The organism is Magnetococcales bacterium (genome assembly GCA_015232395.1).
Taxonomy (GTDB): Bacteria; Pseudomonadota; Magnetococcia; order Magnetococcales; family JADFZT01; genus JADFZT01.
This window is the reverse complement of sequence record JADFZT010000025.1, coordinates 1-16133: the sequence shown is the minus strand read 5'-3', so window position 1 is coordinate 16133 and position 16133 is coordinate 1. Positions and strand designations below refer to the sequence as shown.

At 54.7% G+C, this 16133-nt stretch carries 10 protein-coding genes; 5 read left to right on the top strand and 5 right to left on the bottom strand.

What is annotated here, in order from left to right:
- Positions 1-37: 37 nt before the first annotated feature.
- A complete protein-coding gene (locus HQL52_09120; protein MBF0369601.1) occupies positions 38-1396 on the bottom strand; it encodes a metallophosphoesterase in 1359 nt (452 codons plus the stop codon).
- A 755-nt stretch (positions 1397-2151) separates the two neighbouring features.
- On the opposite strand from HQL52_09120, the gene HQL52_09115 reads away from it, so the two are divergent.
- From HQL52_09115 to HQL52_09100, 4 genes are all read left to right on the top strand, one after another.
- A complete protein-coding gene (locus HQL52_09115) occupies positions 2152-3705 on the top strand; it encodes a B12-binding domain-containing radical SAM protein (GenBank protein MBF0369600.1) in 1554 nt (517 codons plus the stop codon).
- 302 nt (positions 3706-4007) lie between these two features.
- Positions 4008-5603, top strand: a complete 1596-nt coding sequence (locus HQL52_09110) for an NAD(P)/FAD-dependent oxidoreductase (protein MBF0369599.1) — start codon at positions 4008-4010, stop codon at positions 5601-5603.
- 14 nt (positions 5604-5617) lie between these two features.
- Positions 5618-6112 carry a class I SAM-dependent methyltransferase gene (locus HQL52_09105; GenBank protein MBF0369598.1) on the top strand — a complete coding sequence of 165 codons (495 nt, stop codon included), beginning with the start codon at positions 5618-5620 and terminating at the stop codon, positions 6110-6112.
- A gap of 248 nt (positions 6113-6360) precedes the next feature.
- Positions 6361-7338: a tyrosine-type recombinase/integrase gene (locus HQL52_09100; protein ID MBF0369597.1), complete on the top strand. Its 978-nt coding sequence runs from the start codon at positions 6361-6363 to the stop codon at positions 7336-7338.
- A 150-nt stretch (positions 7339-7488) separates the two neighbouring features.
- Here HQL52_09100 and HQL52_09095 read toward each other — a convergent pair whose 3' ends face one another.
- The 4 genes from HQL52_09095 to HQL52_09080 form a co-directional block, all read right to left on the bottom strand.
- The gene (locus HQL52_09095) at positions 7489-10638 is read right to left on the bottom strand and encodes a PAS domain S-box protein (protein ID MBF0369596.1); all 3150 of its coding nucleotides are present in this window, start codon (positions 10636-10638) and stop codon (positions 7489-7491) included.
- A 294-nt stretch (positions 10639-10932) separates the two neighbouring features.
- Complete coding sequence (locus tag HQL52_09090) at positions 10933-13380, bottom strand: hypothetical protein (GenBank protein MBF0369595.1); 2448 nt, start codon at positions 13378-13380, stop codon at positions 10933-10935.
- A 520-nt stretch (positions 13381-13900) separates the two neighbouring features.
- The gene (locus tag HQL52_09085) at positions 13901-14341 is read right to left on the bottom strand and encodes an Hsp20/alpha crystallin family protein (protein ID MBF0369594.1); all 441 of its coding nucleotides are present in this window, start codon (positions 14339-14341) and stop codon (positions 13901-13903) included.
- 551 nt (positions 14342-14892) lie between these two features.
- Complete coding sequence (locus HQL52_09080; GenBank protein MBF0369593.1) at positions 14893-15546, bottom strand: HAD family hydrolase; 654 nt, start codon at positions 15544-15546, stop codon at positions 14893-14895.
- Positions 15547-15809: 263 nt separating this feature from the next.
- Here HQL52_09080 and HQL52_09075 point away from each other — a divergent pair.
- A partial coding sequence (locus HQL52_09075) for a hypothetical protein (GenBank protein MBF0369592.1) occupies positions 15810-16133 on the top strand: 324 nt, incomplete at its 3' end.

Below are 16133 nucleotides of genomic sequence, written 5' to 3'. Positions count from 1 at the left end.
ATTGAGTTTTAAGCCACTGTTTGGTTGATTCAGCTCTTCAAGCCGCTTTTCGGCTGGGAACCACCTGCAACCGGGGCATTTTTTGGGCAGCAGGGGTGAGGAGAGCCTCCTTACGGGCTTTTTGAAGATCCCTCTTGCGGGTTTTAAGAATTTTCCGCAGCTTTTTGCGATACTCCTTTTCCCCTCCAGCCTCCCGCATCTGCTCTGGATTGATAAATGACACGCGACCTTTGGTATTGATCAAAAGTCCCCCCAGACCACTGCGTTTGATGCGGTTGTCGTTGTTGATGACCCGAATGCCGGGAATTTCACTTTTGAGTTCATAATCTTGCTGCAGGCTGTTTTCACAGGGTTTGTGACCGTGGATAACCCGATCGAAACCCAGCTCCTGCAACATTTCCGCAACGTGGGCGCCATTGGTGATGCCAAAGCGGTTTATTCGGGCAAAATAGGCTTTGGGTTTGGGGATGTCTCCCACCATCATGAGCCCCTGGTTTTGCCGGAAGAGGGCGTGGCTGCCTTCGTAGAAGGCCTTGCGAAAGAGATTGTTGAAATCGTTGAGGGGGCTGCCTTCCCGACAAAATTGCCGCAATGATTTGAGCAGGTCGCAATTGGGATAGCCGTGAACATAGAGCACACCTTGGTCCCCATGGATTAAATCCTGGCTGCGGATAAAATCGAGATCCTGAGGGGTCAGGGGGGTGTGTTCGCCAGCCTCGGCCCGCTTGAGGATTTCCAGCTCGTGGTTGCCATTTAAAAGCACCAGGCTGCACCCGGGGGGAGCGGTGTTTTGCAGGCGTTTGAAAAAATCCAGGGCGTGGGGGTCGGGATCAAATTTATTGAGCCAATCACCGGTGTGAACCACCTTGACCGGGCCGATCCCGGGATTCCAAAATCCTCGGCGGTCGCAGAGCCCGGTTAGCCACAGCACCAGACAGACCGTCTCGATGTCGTTGTCGGTATCGGAGATCACCAAGGTCCAGGGGGTCCGCTCTTTCCGCTCTTTGGGGCGTTTTTTTTGATTCAAGCCTTTGGTGGGGGCTGATTCTGTCGGCAGATTTGCAACCTTTTCCTGATCTGCTGAAACAGGGGAGAGTGGGCGATCCACGTCACTCTCATCCGTCGTGGTCTCGTCATCCAGGGGTAAACCGGGCTCTGCCACAGCCACCGGGGGTGATGGGGGCACCACCGTCAAGGTGGGTGGTTTGGGTTTGCCCAGGTTTGGATGATCCCGGTGTGGAGCAGGCAGGGGCTTGGTGGGGATGGGTCCATCGCTGCCAAAAATCCGGTCGAGGGTTTTGCCCACCTTGGTACCCAGCCAACCGACGAGTCCTTGGTTGGTTGGGGGCGGCGCTGTTTTGGTTTTGCCCGGGCTTGCTTGTATTTGGTCGTCCATGTCACGAACCATTATTCAGCTTGATGTGGAGATCTGCCGGTGGTGGTGCTCAACCGGTGGTTGATCCAATGCTACCGTTGAGGGGTGTTTCCAAATCCACCGTCAAAAATACGTCTTTCCCAGGGACTTCCCCCAAGGCAGGAGAGTCATCCATTTCCCAAACAGTGGGAGAGACTCTCCTATCCCTCTTTTTTGGCCCGCCCGCCTGTGGCTATCCCCTTTTCTGCCAATCCCTTTTTCCATTGTCCGGGATAGGTTGAGCCCCACTTTGGCTGGCTTCCATCCGTGAGGATCTCCAGTCACTTCAGTGGGGAGCTGGGAGCAATACCACTCGGAGATCACCTTGTTGGGATCACTCATGAGGGCTGCTTGTGAGCTGCTTAAGAGTAAAAGAGCAAAATGTGTGCCCACCTTTTTTGCTGATGGGACGGTACAAAGTGGTATGCCCCCTGCATCAATAGAGTTGTAAGAAGACCGAATAACGGGTCTGAACAGGAGCTTAAGTGGCCTGGTCAGGCCCTCATCCAGCCACCATCATCCTTCCCAGTACCAGATACCTGGGTGTAGGGAAGAGGCGGTTTGTTCTCTCCCATCAGGTATTTATGACCATTTGATCGAGGAACAATGGATTCCAACCAACGGCCATGGACCAAAGGGTTATGAAACCATCACCAACGCCGGAGGCCGGTCAAATCCATGAGTCGGAGGGGGAGCCCATCCATACCCAACGGGCAGCCCTTGTGACCACTGCCCCGATGACCCCTGAAGAGGCGGCTGATCGGGCCAAAATGGTGGTGACCCTGGTACGAGGCCCTATCGTTCTCTCTGAAACGTCCATCAACAACGCCGCAACCCCTGCCATCGGTCTGGCCTATATCGCCGGTTATGCCCGTCACTTCGGCTATCGACCCGAAATCATTGACGCCATCGGTCTGGGGCTCAACCAGATCGTTCCCCTGGAACGCTATCCCGGCTATATGAGCCATGGCCTCACCCTGAATGAGCTTTTGAGCCGTATTCCCAAAGAGAGTCGGGTGGTGGGGATCAACGCCATGTTTTCCGGGGAGTGGCCTCTCTATCGGGATCTCATCGATGCCGTTCGCCAACACTGCCCCCAGGCGGTGATTGTCGCCGGAGGCGAGCACATCACGGCCATGGCGGAATATTCATTGCGGGATTGCCGCAGCCTGGATCTGGCGGTATTGGGGGAGGGGGAGCATCTGTTTTATGAAATTTTGGAACGGGTGCGGCGCAAGGAATCCTTGCTGGATATGCCGGGTACCGCCCTGCTCGATGAGGGGAGTCGTTTTATCCAGACCAGCAGTGTCACCCGCATTCGGGATATCGATAACATTCCCTGGCCTTACTGGCCTGAAGGATATCTGCAACGTTTTTGGGATGCAGAGCGCTCTTATGGTGGGCAATATACCGGTCGAGACATGCCTCTGATGATCTCCCGTGGCTGCCCGTTCCAGTGTGCTTTTTGCTCCAACCCCAACATGTGGACGACCCGTTACACCTTGCGGGATGTGGATGAGGTGCTGGAGGAGATTCACCACTATATCAAAACCTGGCAGATCACTTCGGTGCAGCTCTACGACCTCACCGCCATCATTAAAAAGTCGTGGGTGGTGGAATTTTGCACCAAGATGCTGGAGCAGGGCATCGATATCAAATGGTCGATCCCCTCTGGTACCCGCTGTGAATCCCTGGACCGGGAGGTGCTCACACTGTTGAAAAAAACCGGCTGCGATTTTATCTGCCTGGCTCCCGAAAGCGCCTCCCAGGTGACCCTTGATCAAGTCCGCAAGCGGGTCAATCTCGACCACCTCAACGATGCCATTCTCACGGCTCGGGATGTGGGGATGATCTCCCGGCTCAATCTGATTATTGGTTTTCCGGATGAAAGCCGGAAGGAGATGTGGCGCACCCTGCTCTATGGCTTGCGCATGGCTGCCAAAGGGGTGGATGAGGTGCTGGTGGGGGTCTTTTCCCCTTATCCGGGAAGTGAATTTTTCAACCGGCTGCTGGCGAAAAAAAAGATCATTATCGACGATGCCTATCTCCTGCGCCTGAACGCCTTGAACAGCGCCTTTACCGACCTTAAACCCTTTACTGTCAGTAAGCATATTGATCGACTGGAGTTGGGAATCTACCGGTTTTTTTTCATGTCCATGGGCATCGTGATCGGCTACCTGTTCCATCCCTCCCGGATCGTTCGCACCATTCGCAATATCTATTTTAATAACCGGGCGGAGACGGCCCTGGAACAGCGTTTGCGTATCCTGGTCAGAAAAAAGCAGCGGTGATGGCACTAACATGCATATTGGGTATGCCAAGAGAGCCCAATGAATATGGATCCAAACCGCTCGGATTTCTTCAGGAAAGTCCGATGGGGTGTGGATTTACATCCCGGGCAAAGTTGGCTAGGCTGAATCGGATCTTAAAAATAAACCCGGACGGCTCAAGCACATGAAACCGTTTATCCGTTAAACCGGTTTTGCACTTTCCCTTGATGGACTACGGTTGAGGGGCAAACCATCATCATTCAGATGGATCACGGTTGGGGGCAGAGGTATCCGAACCCAACCATCCCGAGGTTGATTGCAAGATGGAAAAAAAACGCACCGCCATCATCATGGGGGGAGGCCCCGCCGGTTTGACCGCAGCCCTGGAGCTCGCCCGTCGCACCGATATTCACCCCATCGTCCTGGAAGCTTCCACCCAGGTGGGTGGAATCTCCCGCACGGTCAATTTCAAGGGCAATCGCATCGATATCGGTGGACACCGTTTTTTTTCCAAGTCCGATCGGGTGATGGATTGGTGGGGGGAACTGCTTCCCCTGGCAGAGCTGACCCAGGCGGATGAAGCCCTGCTGGAAAAACGCCGTCAGGCGGGGCGGAACGGGGAGCCACTGCCGGAGTCGGTATCGAGCCCAGAGGACGAGGTGATGTTGCTGCGTCCCCGGGTCTCCCGAATTCTCTATCGCCAGCAGCTCTTCGACTATCCCATCTCCCCCAATCTCCAGACCTTGGCCAAACTGGGGCTTTGGAACTCCGTCAAGATTATCTTGAGTTTTCTCAAAGCGCGCTTCTCCCAAATCAAGCCGGAAAATACCCTGGAGGAGTTTTTCGTCAACCGCTTTGGGCGGGAGCTTTATGCCACCTTTTTTGAAAAATATACCGAAAAGGTGTGGGGTATCCCCTGTGAAAAAATACCCGCCAAATGGGGGGCTCAGCGGGTCAAGGGGCTCTCCCTTACTGAAATCTTCAAGCATGCCATCCGCTCCCTCTGGCGCAGCAAGGAACTCGACGCCCAAAAGGAGGGGGAGACCTCTCTGATCAATCAATTTCTCTATCCTAAATTTGGTCCCGGCCAGCTGTGGGAAAAAGCCGCTCGTCTGGTTACGGAACATGGGGGGGAAGTGCGCATGCAACACCGGGTGGTGGGCATCACCACCGATCAGGGGCAGGTACAGAGCGTCACTGTGGAATCTGTGGAAAAGGGGCGGGAAGAGATATCAGGAGAGCTCTTTTTTTCCACCATTCCGGTCAACGAATTGATCGCCAGTTTAAGCCCACCTCCCCCAAAAGAGGTTCGTGATGTGGCTGGTGGCCTCGTTTTTCGGGATTTTCTGACTGTGGGGATACTGCTCAAGGGGCTCACACTGCGGGGGGGGGTTAACGGCGATAACCTGCGTGAAAAACTCCCCGACAACTGGATCTATGTCCAGGAGCCGGATCTCATGGTGGGGCGGTTTCAGGTTTACAACAACTGGAGCCCCTTCATGGTGCGGGATCCCAATACCATCTGGATCGGAACTGAATTTTTTGTCAACGTCGGTGACGAACTTTGGACCCTCCCTGATGAAGAGATGGCTGCCCTTGCCATTCGGGAGATGGGGCAGATCGGCTGGGTGGATCCAGCGGATGTGCTCGACACCACCGTCATCCGGGTTCCCAAGGCCTATCCAGCCTATTTTGGCACCTACGACCAGTTTAGTGAAATTCGCAAAACCGTGGACAGCTTCGAAAATCTCTATCTTCTGGGCCGTAACGGCTTGCATCGCTACAATAATATGGATCACTCCATGTTGACCGCCATGGTGGCTGTGGACGGCATCGCTGCGGGCCGGGATCCCCGGGGAGAGATCTGGAGCGTCAACACCGAGACCGACTATCACGAAGAGAGCGGCTCCGAAGAGTAAAAGAGAGGGCGGTCATGCCCCTGTTGAGCGATATCGCCCAAAAAAAGAAAATCGACTATTTTTTCAGAAATCTTCCTCGGGATGCCCGGATTTTGGAGGTGGGAAGCGGCTCGGGCTGGGTGGGAGAATGGCTGCGGGAGAATGGCTTTATTCACCACACAGGCCTCGATATCTCTCCCCCGGCCCAGGTGGTGGGGGATATCAACCAGTGGCAGCAGCTGGGCCTGGCGGCTGAATCTTTCGATGTGATCGTGGCTTTTGAGGTGGTGGAGCATGTGGACTGTTTTCAGGCCTGTCACGACCTGTTAAAACCCGGTGGCAAGCTGCTCCTCACCTCTCCCGTTCCCCATTTTGACTGGTTTATGGCCTTTCTGGAAAAAACAGGCCTCAATCAAAAACGCACCAGCCCCCACGATCATCTGGTCTATTTCAAACATGTTTCCCAATTCACTGACAAACAGATCCGCGTGATCGCTTTTCTCTCCCAGTGGGGCATCTTTACCAAATAAATGTCTCACCGAACCCCTGTTTTAATCGATTTACCTCCCGCCATCTTTCCAGTTGTTGCCTTGTAATATCCTTTGAATTCAAGTGTATGCATGGCACTATTGGCGTTTGAATCGCTGTTGCGAATGATTGTTGTTTATGGAAAGGCCTGATTGTGACCGAATCTTTACATAAAAGTCGCTAATTCGTTTGAAATATATTTTATCCTCCCACCATCGACAACAGTGTGCGTCACCGGGTGGAGGTTAAAATGGATTTTTTTAGCGCGGAATCATCGACTGGGGAAACCACCCTCAATCTTTTGGAATCAACTTTGGATCCCTCGATTCCGGACAACTCTCTGAAATCATCTTCAGGCTCCACGATTTCAGACAAGCTGCTGGAAACCTCCCCATCCTCTCCTTCCACTCTTCGGGCCAGACAGGCGGATGCCGGGCTTTTTTTTAAATGGTGTCAGGAGCGGGAATTGACTCCTCTTCCGGCTTCGGTGGGGACGGTGCGCTCATTTATCCGAGCCATGCTGGAAATCCGGGCACTCTCTACGGTACGCCGCTACGTCTCCACCATCTCTACCCTCCACCGGGAAGCCGGAGTCGAAAATCCGGTTCGTTCCCCTGAAATCAAACAGGTTCTTCGGGATGCCGGACGGGTCAAAGGGAGCCAGGTGCAGCGGGTTCGGCCCATTCGTCGCAACACCATCAATAAAATGTTGGCCAACGATCACGGTCATTTGCGGGATCGTCGGGATCTGGCCATGGTGACCGTGGCTTACGATACCCTGTTGCGCCGCACTGAACTGGCCAATCTGGATCTGGAGGCCATCGATTTTCGTGATGACGGCACCGCCTGGGTGGTTCTCGATTTTGCCGGCGAGGAGCCCGGTAACATCCGCCACATGGATGCCAAAACAGTCTCGCTACTCAAGCGCTGGATAGCGGATGGCGCCATCCACAACGGTCCTCTGTTTCGTTCCATCGACAAGGCGAGCCGGGTAGGGGGGCGGTTGAGTGATCGGGGGGTTGCACGGGCTTTCCAACGGTTGGCTCGTCAGGCTGGGCTCGATCCTGCGGGGATTTCAGGTCTCTCTTGCCGGGTAGGCGCGGTTCAAGACATGGTGGGTGAAGGGGTGGAGTTTGACCGGGTGATGGCAGCTGGAGGCTGGCGTTCTCCCATCATGGTGGCCCGCTATACCAGGCAGCAGCATGGAGAGCACTCTCCCACTGCCTGAAAGAGATAACCGATTGGGATCAGGTATGAATTATTCTTGAGTGCAAACTTTTTCTCTCCAGACTCCCATCTTTGCCAGGATGGCGAGTCAGGAGAGTGTGTCCATTTTTTTAAACAGCACGGCTATACCATTACTCCCCGCCACCTCAACTCAATTGTCTTTTTTGTGCGTCCGCTTGCGGCGAAACTGGTGGGTCAGGCGCCCCAGATTTCGTAGAAACTGTTTTTTCTTGATGGGTTTAGCCATGTGCATGGTAAAACCCGCATCCAGACATTTTTTTCGATCAGCCTCAGTGGCGTTGGCGGTGACTGCCGCAATGGGAGCAGGCGATCGACCCAGCTCCTGCTCCAGACGGCGGATCTCCTGCACGGCGGCCAGACCATCCATCTGGGGCATTTCAATGTCCATCAAAATCAGATCAAACGCCTGGGTTTTAAAATGCTCCACTGCCTGCATGCCATCTTCGACCCATACCAGATGGTGGTGAATTTTTTTGAGATGATTCTGAAAGAGCAGGGCATCCCCCTCGGAATCTTCCGCCATGAGAATTTGCATGGGGGGGCTCTTCAGTTTTTTTTCAGCGCGCTCCTTTTCCTTGCGATCCTCTTTGCGTTTGCCCTTGATCACGATGGTTTCCAGGGGCAGGCTGACAAAAAAGCCACTTCCCTTGCCCTCTTCGCTTTCCGCCCAAATCCGTCCACCCATCTGCTCTACCAGCCCCTTGCAGATGACCAACCCCAAACCACCCTCCAATCGATGGGTGAGTTCCGGCCCAGTCTGGGAAAAGGAGGTAAAAATGGTCCCCCGCAACTCCTGGGGAATACCGGGGCCTGAATCGAGCACCGAAAAGCGCACCCCGTCGGGATAGCCGGGGTCGGACTCCAGCCGAAACTCAACACGGCCTTCAGGGGCAAACTTGATGCCGTTACTCACCAGGTTCAAGAGCACCTGCCGCAACCGGCTGGGATCCCCCAAGCGCATGGCCCTGAGATTCGGGTCGATGGATTCACTGAAGGTGACTCCGGAATCCCGGACCATCAACTGAAATCCGGTTTTGACCTCCCGGACCAGTTCGGTGAGATCGAAAGGCACCTGTTCCAGGGAGATTTCACCACTGGTAATCTTGGAAAAGTCGAGAATGTTGTTGATGCGTGAAAAGAGAACCTCGCTGTGGCGCATGAGGCGCTCGACGAGCATTTTATGCGCGGTGGGGAGCTTGGCTTCGGAAAGGAGCTGACCGGTATTGATAATGGTATCCATGGGGGCGCGAATTTCGTGGCCCAGGGTTCCCAAAATGGCTGTTTTGGCTTGGCTGGCGGCCTCCACCTCCAGTTTGGCCTCCCGCAATCCCTCGTTGCGTTTGCGTTCGCTGATATCCCGGATAAAAGCCAGATGAAACGCCTGGTTGGGTTGCTCCAACAGGCTGGCGTTCACCTCCACCGGAAAGACCGAACCATCTTTGCGTCGGGCAACGGTCTCGAAAAATATTTTTTCCCGGCCACCCATCTCCGGCCAGTGCTTGGGCCAAATTCTTTTGGGCAGTTTGGACCCCATTTCCGAGATCCCCATGCCGATCAACTCCTTTCGGCTATAACCCAAAAGGCGGCAGGCTGCCTTGTTGACGAAGGAAAGCTTGCCCTCGGGAGTGATCCAGAAGACGGCATCGTGAATGTTTTCGAAGGAAAAACGGCCCAGGCGGAGTTCATTTTCAATTTTTTTGCGTTCGGTAATGTCGAGGATGAGCCCCACCACCCCTTTGACGCGCTCCTCGCCGTCTTCTTGATGGGTGACCGCCATGGCTCGCCACTGAACGTGGTGGGTGTTGTCAGTTGATGGGCCAAACCGAAGATCCATGTTGATACTGGCCTGACGACCACTCACCAAAGCCCCATAGGCGGTGGAAAAAATTTCCCAATCTTCCGGATGAAGAACTTTGGTGGTCCACTCCTCCAGGCTCTCTTGGTCGGGGTTGGGAGGTGAACCCAAAATATCCTGCCAGCGATCGCTGAAATAACCTGCCTTGGTAAAGGGAATGGCGTGCTCGTAAACCCCGGCCCCACTCACCTCCATCGCCAGGCGCAGGCGTTGTTCACTCTGACTGAGTGCGGCCTCCCGTTTGCGGATCGCCTCCACAAAGCAGCCCAGAGAGTGGGCCATCTCACCAATTTCATCCTCAGCAAGCTGGGGCATGGGGGCCTCTTCACCCCGGGCATGACGGCTCATGGCCTCCTGCAACTCTCCCAGGCGGTTGATGATGCCGCGAGTGACGAAAAAAAGCAGCCAGATGGCGGTGCCGCTACAGGCCAGGGCGATCAAGGCCAGAAGATTGGCCCGGGAGGAGGCGAATTTAACCAGGGATTGGTTATGCCCGGCAATCTGATTGCGCACTTCATCACGAAATTGATGGAGGGTGGTGACAAAGCGGTCGGAAAAAAACTTGTTGCGGCTTAAGACCGCCTGCCCTCGCCTTTCAAGAAGCAGTTGGCTTTTGCCCAGCTGGAAAACATTGTTGTTGCCGGTCACCAGTTGGCGCAAATCCTGAAAAGAGGTCCAAAGTTCAGCCCCCTGCTCACCTGGAGCGCTTTGCAGCAGAGGTTCCACCTCTTCCAGAGCCAGTGCAGCCAAGAGGGAAAGCTCACGGATTTTTTGTACATCGGTGGCAGTAAATCCCTCCAGAATCAGTTCGAATACCCGGTCCAGGGCCGATCCCCAGGGGGTGAGGGTGTTGCTGGAATTCAGGGAATCGCTATCGGCCTGGGAGCTGTTTTCCAGAGCGGGAGGCAAGGAATGGCTGGATGGGGCAAAAAGGGATTGGCCGGCCAGCTCGAAAAGCCGGTTTTTCAAGGCCAGCACCTCCTCCAGTTGCTTTTTGTGGAGGTCGCGGCTTTGGAGACGGCCTTCAATGAGGGCGTTGAGCCGTTCCAGATTTTTGGCCAGATCCCGACGGTTTTCCCGGATGGTAGCCAGCTTTTCCTGGCCGATGCCCAACTTGACCAGCCGCTGGGTGAGTGCCTTCATATCGGCCACCTGATCGGTGAGCCTGAGCATTCGGATTTGCCGTGCTGACTGGCTATTGGCAGTGGCCAGGTTGGTGGAGGAGGTGACGATGGCTTCACTCAGTCGGGCAGCCTCATAGGCTGCAGCCATCTTTTCCATCTCTTCTACAGTGATCTGCTTGAGACCATCCTGGAATACTCGAAAAGTATGGATACCCACGGCACTGGCAATGATGGTCAAAAAGGCCATCGCCGCAATGCTCATGAATATCCGAAAACCAACGCCGTAGCGAAAACGTTTCATGGGTTGCCTGTTCCCCATGACGGGGATGATTGAGTTGGGTTAAACAGTCGGTTGTCAGTTCCAGGCTCTTTTTACCATTCTCAAGCCAAAAACGCACCAGACAGGATCAAAGGGCTGATTTAAGGAGTGGAGAGCAGGGGGATGAGGGGGACAAATTCAGGGGGGAGGAACGGTTTTTAAGAGATAGAGGGCAGGGGGGCGTGGTGTTTCGAACCTGCCCAGGGATTATTCTTCTCCTGGGCAGGGCGTTTATCAAAGGGGAGGGCGTTTATGAGGCGCACGACGATTATTCAACTATTCAACAGGCTCCTTCATGGCGGCCCGAATGTAGAGATTTTTCAGATTATTAAAAATTTTCGGACGTAGCTCACCACCAAAAATTTCCAATGATTTGATTAGATTGCCGTAATCCTCCCGAGTGGTGCAGGCTTTGGCCCGTTCCAGAGCCGCCGCCGCTTCCTGGTGGAGGATCTGTTCCATGGCAAAACACTCCTCTCCCCCCAAATCGGAAAAACGTTTTCGTCCATCTGTCTCCCACCATTGATAAAATTCCGACTCTTCGAAGGGGGGGAGTTCGATACTGTCCAGAAACTGCTCTCCTTCACAGCGGTCGATGGCGTGTTGCAGGATTAGAATGGAACGGAAATAGTTTTGCATCAGGTTTTCCAGATTGAAGGGCTCGGTGCCGATCTTGAACTGGGCGACAGCCTGATTAAGCTCGTCGATGGAGTTGGCGATGCTTGTGACCAGTTCCACAAAGGAAAAATTGATGCTGGTGGTCAGGCGATTGGTGGAGACCGAGGCGATGTTCATCTCATCCATCACCCGGGAGGAGAGGTTGCCGACCTGTTTGGAGGAATAGTTGACCTTTTCGGTCTCCTCCTTGACGTGAACAGCGGCTTCGGAGACCTGCAAAGCGACATTTTTTACGGCATTGTTCCCCTTGGAGACCTCTTCCACCCCGAGTCCCACTTCCCGAGCAGCCCGGGCGACATCCCCTGCCGCCTGTTCCAGGTCGTGGGAGTTGGTGGTGACGCTGTCGGTGGCTTGGGCGACCTCTCCCATGGAGCGGGAAATCTCTTCCACGGCGGCCATCTGTTCGTTGACCGATTGGGTGATGTTGTTGTTGGCGATATTGATGGAGCTGACCAGGCTTGAGACCTGCCGGGTGGCTTCCCCGGCCAGGCCGACATTTTGTTGGATCTCGGAGGTTTTGTTTTCGATCATCCGAGTGGCGTCAGCAGTCTGTTGGGCCAGCTCTTTTACTTCGTTGGCCACCACCGCAAACCCCTTGCCCGCCTCTCCAGCGCCAGCCGCTTCGATGGAGGCGTTCAAGGCGAGCATGTTGGTTTGATCGGCGATGGAGTTGATCAGTTGGATCACCTCATCGATTTCCATGGCGGAGCCGGCCAATTGATCCATTACGTTCAGGGTTTCCTGGGCATGGCCTTCAGCCTCCAATGCTTGTTGGGTGGCGGAGACGCACCGTTGTCGGGTGCCGTCCAGACCACTGGTCAGGCCGTCCACCGCTCCGGATACCCGGGTAACCGCTGAATGGACGTGGGTCAGGCTTTCATTGACCTCGGCAATGTTGCCGGTCATCCCCTCGGCAGAGGAGGCGACGGAATAGAGGTTGGTGGAGGCCTCCTCGGTGGCGGCGGCCATCTGGGCCAGGTTGTTGTCCAACTCCTGGGCTGATGTAGCCAAGGTTTGGGTTTGGCCGACGGTGCTCTCCACAGCCTGTTCGATCTGCCGCAATTCTGCCATCAGCAGATTGGCATGCTCCTGGACTGTGTCGAATTGGTTTTTTAGTTTTTGAATACCTTTTTTGAAGCGGTCCTTGGTTTCGTCCAACTCTTCGGAGGCGGCTTCGATGGCGTGTACCTGATAGGTGATTTCCCAGACGATACCCAGGAGTTTTTCGATGAAGCGGTTGACGTTGTGGGCGACCACACCCATTTCGTCTTCATTTTCGATGGGAATCCGCTTGGTCAGGTCTGCTTCTCCTTCGCTGAGATCGAAGGTTCTTTGAGCGGAAGCCTTGGTGGAGCGGACAACGCTGCGAGTGAGATAGACGGTGACCGAGATGAGAGCGATGAGAAAAAGAATCAGGATACCGGCGATAAAGTTGCGGTTGGATTGAATACGGCCACCGAAATCCTGGGAAAGATCGCGGATTCGGGTGTTGGCGGTGCTGACGGTTTGACTGAGGGCGCCACTACGATTGAGTTCGCTGGAGAGCTTTTCCAGTCGGGCCGCTTCCAGGGCAAGCTCCTCAGTAAATTGCTTCATCCGGTTGACCGATATTCCCAAGCCCACCAAAGCTTCCCGTTTGGTGGAATCCTGAAGATCGGACACACTGTCGGCGACATCCTCCAGGGTGTAGCGGGCCTCTCCATCGGGGAGATCCTCATAAAAATCTTCTACGACATCCGTCAGTTCCGTCAGAGTATTGGAGATGGCACGCACTTTTCGTTCAGTAATGCGCACCGTCATGTTGGTCCGGGCGATCTCATCCGAGATGTTGACCATTCGTTTGGTGGCGGCGGCCAGGTCTTGATCCACGGTATCGATGGTGGCAGCGGCGGTGGCGGAATCTCTCAGGCCGATGCCGGACGATTCAACGATGGATTCAAAGCCTGCTTCGAGCCGATGAAAGAAAAAGAGGGTGAGACCCAGAACACAGAACAGCAAAAACCCCATCAAAATGCCACTGGTGAGCAATTTTTTTTGAATGGTCATCGGAAATGCCACCCTCCCCCCCTTCTTCCTCTGAAAGCCAGAGTGACGAAAACCATCCCCGTGCAGGGAAAAACCGGGATTTTTCCCCCATGGATCCACATCACCGGCGGGAGATGAATATTCGTCCCTCCCAAATTTGAAAAGCGACTTGAATTCTAACATGTAAATCCAGCTCCAGATACTGTTTTCCAGCCATCTGTCCGGTAATAAACAGGGGGTCTTGACGGGGTGCGGGAAGAGTCGTCCCTGGGGGAGGGAAAGGGATGACCAGGGGTGGCTTCAATCTGGTTTTTTTGGTGTCTGGAAAAGATGAGTTTGGAAGCTGCCTTGGGGCGGGTTGTGTCAACGTGAGGTATGAAAGGGGAGGGGACCTCTCTCCCCCTCTCCAGCAGTTGCCGACCTGATTTCAGCATCAAGAGGCAAGCGCCGGAGGAGGGAGAAATCTGTTTGAATATTTGGATCTTGTTGGGGTGGCGTCCGGTTTATGTAGGGCTATCTTGATTCCTCGAAGCCTGAGGACTTAGTGGACGGTTACCGGAATTTCCCGGGCTTTGGCCTCTTCCCGCTTGGGCAGGATGACTTGCAGTTCGCCATTTTTACAGCTGGCCCGAATATTATCCAGATCGGTCACATTGGGGAGCCGGAAGGTGCGGCTGAATTGGCCGAAGGCCCGCTCCTGACGATGCATCCCGGCAGATTTTTGTTCCTCTTCCTGTCGACGCTCACCACTGATGGTGAGGAGACCATTTTCGACGTTGATGCGAATATCCTTCTGCTCCAACCCCGGCACATCCGCTTGGAGGATGACCTGGTTTTCATTTTCCAGGATATCCACCTTCAGGGGGAGTTCGGTGGCCATCCGGTGGGCGTTGCAGCCACTGGCGGAAGCCTCGAAAAAGCGATTCAGTTCCCCTTGCAGGGCGCGAACGGATTGAAACGGGGTGTAGTGGATGCGTGCCATGTCATTTCTCCTGTCTGTCATTAAGCCTCTTGGGCGTTTTGGTCGATGTGAGTGGCCGCTCACCCTGACAGATGGGATCGATTCCAGAAATTTGCAACCCCACGGATTCCATTTTTTTTTCAGAGGGCAGGGGAGGTCAGAGGTGAACCGAGGGGGGGAGGCGGATAGAAAAAAATGGGTGCGGTCGGCTTATCGGGCCATCGGGTTGTTGCAGAAGCGGGTTGGGGTAGGGGATGATGGGGGCTTCATTGCCATCCAAAAGACGTTTCTGTTTTTTAGGAGAATCCATCCATGTTTCCCCCTTATGCCCGTTCTATCCATCCCCTGGCGCTTTATCTGGAGGGGCCGCAGCTGGCAGCCATGTGATCAAGAAGCTGTCAGAGGTACAAAAACGGGTTAACCTGCCTTATAAAGCCACCACAGGAGAGATCATCCCAGCCGATACCCGCTTCATCTGGCCGGTGATGTGTGGGCCAAAAGAGGGGTGATCCTGATGGGATGATCCGGGTCGAGAGGTGGTGTGAAGGGTTTAGCTGAAGCAGATGAGAGCGTCAGCGCAGGGAGCGAATTTCCCAGCCCCGTTCTTGGGCCACCTTGCGGAGCTTGTCGTCCGGGTCCACTGCTATCGGGTGGGTTACCATCTCCAGAAGGGGCAGGTCGTTGTGGGAGTCGCTGTAAAAGTGGCTGCCTGCCAGGGAGAGATCGCTCTCTTGCAGCCAGGCTTGCAGACGGGTCACCTTGCCTTCCCGAAAGCAGGGTATCCCTTGAGGGTGGCCTGTGAAGCGGTTATCGGCTACTTCCAGCTCGGTTGCGAGAATATGATCGACACCAAAGGCTTGGGCAATGGGGCCGGTGACGAAGCGGTTGGTGGCAGTGATGATCATCAGGGTGTCCCCTTGCTGACGATGGTGCTCCAGCAGAGCACGCCCTTTGGGGAGCATGATGGGAGTGATTTTATCTGCCATGAAGGCGGTATGCCATCGGTTGAGCGTTTCCATGTCGTGTTTTGCCAGATAACCCAGCTGAAAACGTAGATAGGCCTGGATATCGAGGCTGCCCTGGAGATAATCGTCATAGAAACGCCTGTTTTCCCGCTCATAGTGGGCTTCTTCCACTACTTTGTGATCCACCAAAAAACGGCCCCAGAGATAATCGCTGTCTCCGGCGATCAAGGTGTCATCCAGGTCAAACAGGGCGAGGGACATGGTGGCTCCAGTCGTTGGACGGTAAAGGGGAGGGTTGAAGGTGGCTTTTGATTTCTGGGCCGGGCCAGAGAAAAATCAGCTGAATTTTCTTTTATTTAAGCGGGTTACAGATTGTTTTTCAAGGAATTGGACGCTCCTTGAAAAGGATTTCGCAAAAAAAATCACCCAAAACGAAAAAAATGCTTAACTCTCTTCTTGCCACTGTCGATAGATAGATTAAGAAGGCGTGCGTACGCCCTCATTAACGCCGTGGAGAATGGAAAATGCTCAATCCCATACCAGCCGGCACTGTTCTCGGTCTCAACAATCCTCTGGTGGAGCAAACAGCTCACACCCAGGCCCCCCAGGAGATCAAGACCAACGACGGGGAACAGCTGGAACAGCGTCCGGTGCAGGAGATGCAGGAACAGTCGGCCAACCGCCCAGTGCGGGGCAATCTGTCGGAGGAGCAGGAAGTGGCTCCCCCTCCGGAGGCGCCACCCCCACCCGGTATGCCCCTGGCCCCCCCCCCCGAAAATGGAACGGTATCCCGGAATCGGGGACAGCCAGCCGTGGGCACTCTGAGCCCCCCCAGTGCCCCCCCCCCC